At 44.1% G+C, this 3047-nt stretch carries 2 protein-coding genes; both read right to left on the minus strand.

Annotated features, from left to right (window positions below; all coding sequences use genetic code 11):
- Positions 1–193 precede the first annotated feature (193 nt).
- Complete coding sequence (locus MXE39_RS12715; RefSeq protein WP_246979066.1) at positions 194–1231, minus strand: ATP-binding protein; 1038 nt, start codon at positions 1229–1231, stop codon at positions 194–196.
- Complete coding sequence (locus tag MXE39_RS12720; protein ID WP_246979067.1) at positions 1224–2456, minus strand: hypothetical protein; 1233 nt, start codon at positions 2454–2456, stop codon at positions 1224–1226. The genes MXE39_RS12715 and MXE39_RS12720 overlap by 8 nt, the downstream gene beginning before the upstream one ends.
- Positions 2457–3047 lie beyond the last annotated feature (591 nt).

Raw genomic sequence — 3047 nt, forward strand, 5'->3', positions numbered from 1 at the left:
CTGTTATCGGAATTATAAAAATGATGATCTCGGCTTGCCAATCTGCGTACTACTTTTATGTCTCAAGCAGTATATGCGGAAGAGTAAAAAGGAAAAGTTCGGAACGTTTCAGCACACGTAAAAAAAGCCATGTGAAGAATCCTCACATGGCTTTTTAAATACATAGAATAAATCAGTAGGGTTAGTGCATTAATCAGATTGAGCGATCACGTCTAACTTTTCTGTTGGTGTCAACGAATACCTGACGGCGGAGGCTTACATCACCACTGTGGTTCAGATAGATTGTCTTATAGAAAAGACGATCGAATGCAGCATTCTGGGTGTACTCGTTTCCACCCATAGCCTTCATCCATGTCTGAGGATCAGTGTTGGATGTAAAGACAGTGCTCAGCCCTTTCTCTGTTCTCCAGTCGATGAGATGGAAGAACAGATCGATCATAGGCTGACCGTCTACATGTGCGTGACCGATGTCATCGACAATCAGCAGCTTACTGTAGTAAAGCGGCTGTGCCGAGCTCGGACTGGTCCCATAACGCTGCCGGATCTGCTGCAGTTTGGAATACAAATCCCTGGCATTAATGAATAAGGTAGAGTATCCTTTGTAAATGGCAGTTCTACCAAATTCAATGGCCAGCAGGGTTTTTCCAAGACCTGGAGGACCCTGCAGTACTACGCTATAGCCCTGGTTAATCCAGTCGCCTTGTGCCAGTAGCTTCACAAGTTCAATGTCTGTACAACAATCCTTAGAATTGAACTCGGATGCCGCAAAGCCTTTTGGCAGACCTGCCTTATTAAACCTGTCTACAACGCCTATCCCCCACTTGTTTTCTGCAAGCAGCTGAAATAGACCATCAACTGTTTGCTGAGGCGAATACCCCTCCTTAGTTGCCTTAATAATAAAGTCTTCGATACCCTGCTTGTATTTATCAAGCCTGAGCTCTTTCATAGCACGCTCAGAGTCATACAAGTACACACGATATGGCTGAAAGATTTCGTCTGTAATCAAAGAGCCCTGATCTTGAGCATCTCCGATGTTCCCCTCTAACACTGTCTTAAGCTCAGAAACTGGATCAGTTCTTAACAACGTAGTTGAGGTGTCTTTCTGCCTACTGATTTCAGCACTTGAACCCTCCATTGCTGCCTCGCTGTCATCAGGGCTTTTATTTTTGACATTGCGACTCTTCCTGACAACATTATCCGAAGACGAGCTTTTGAATTCTGCATCACTCATCTGTTACTCCTTTAAACTCACTGAGAACATCGTTGATTCCTGACATAAACAGATTATCGTCTGCATTGTCAGTATTCTCTTCTGCTTCAGTTGAACTTGACTGGCCTGATAAGCCGTCCTCTGGAACATAATCAAGCCTGTATTTACTTAGATTCTCCTTCTGGATATATCCATCTTCGAGAACCCTCCCATAAATATCGCTTATACGATAGTGACCCTCCGTAAAAACGATGACATTAACCTGCTGGTTGCGATACTTAGACGGTAACGTGACTTTATGACCATGCAAGTAAAGAAGTCCATCGCTCCTTACCCTCATAGCCTCCCATGTCAGAGGAATACCAAACAGAGCTCTATTACAGGTAATAAGAAATTTTGATTCATACTCAAAGAGCTCGCGTACTGTGTAGTTTCCTACTACACCGTCCACAATTGTGTCTCTGAACACCCTCTCATCAGATGTCTCTTTAACCCACCTCTCTACGGCGGCATTGAGCTGCTCTATGGTGCTGAGTTCTGGATAGTTGTGTTTGATCCATACCAGACCGTTTGACTTTAAATATCCTCCAGCTCGCTCAACACGTCCTTTTGTCTGTGGTCGAGAAGGCTTGCACGCACGTGGGACCACCTCGAAATTCTTGCAAAACCAGACGAAATCAGGGTGGAAGTAAACTCCGTTTTTTCCCCTGTTCTGTATAACAAGACACTTATCGTTGTCACAGAGAATTTCAACCGGGCAACCATTCTCAAGAATGCACATTGCAAGGCCTCTAAGCCAGGAAGACTGACTCATATCCGGAGCAATCCAGAAGTATTGCTTGTGCGACCAGGAGTAGACAGCCTCGAATACAACAAGCCTGGTAGGTTCATCATTACCTGAAAAGGTGTACTCAGCATGTGTAAAGTCGATTTGCAGCTGCTGACCCACAGCTACATCAAAATCATTAATTAACTTGGCAGCAACTGAATCCATGTCCTTTGGAACTAAGTATCTGGATACGTAGGTGCGTACAGCTCGAGAGGAAATTTTGAACCCCTCAGGAAGACCAAACTTTTCAGGGTTCTTGTTTATGTCATGACTAAGCATGGCTGCAACGTACCTGTAACCCTTCAATGTTTCCTTAAGAGTGTCCTGATTTGCTGCGGCCAGCGATGGTTTACGACGTGGGTTTGCAGCGTCTTGTATACGACGACCATGATTGTTGTCATTAACATAACGGTGCACAGTGTTCCATGAAACCGACAAGTCTCTAGATATTTGAGAGATAGTGCGCCCCATACTGTGAAGAGCTCGTATTTGTTGTTGCACTATAGGATCAAGCATCTTAAAACCAGCCCCTACCCATCAGTTTTATGCTTCCATTATTCACAGATTAATTAAGTGAATATACAATGATTTGTACTTCCGCTTAGATGGCGCTATTATATTGAGCAACTTTTGTGAAGTAAATAGATTAGATGTGAAATATACGATCATCGTCAAATAATTGATAAATTTATCTCCAGCTCAAGAAAATCCTATTCCATGATGTTTAAGTATATGATTTGATATTAATTTAAGGCACATTTGATATGCAGATTATGTGTATAAGCGGATACTAATACAGTGCATTTAAGAAACTTGAGATAGGACTGTTAGGGGAAAAGCTTGCTTGAGTACTGGTACTGGAAATAACCCCCGCCGCGAATAGCGGGAGGGACCTTGCTGCTGGAAGCGCCTGCGGCCTCTCTCCCCTTGGGGGCTTGTGCTTGAGTAGCGGGACTGGAAGCAATCCCCGCCGCGAACAGCGGGAGGGACCTTGCTGCTGGAAGCGCC

This window comes from Anaerobiospirillum sp. NML120511 (assembly GCF_023050955.1).
GTDB lineage: Bacteria > Pseudomonadota > Gammaproteobacteria > Enterobacterales > Succinivibrionaceae > Anaerobiospirillum.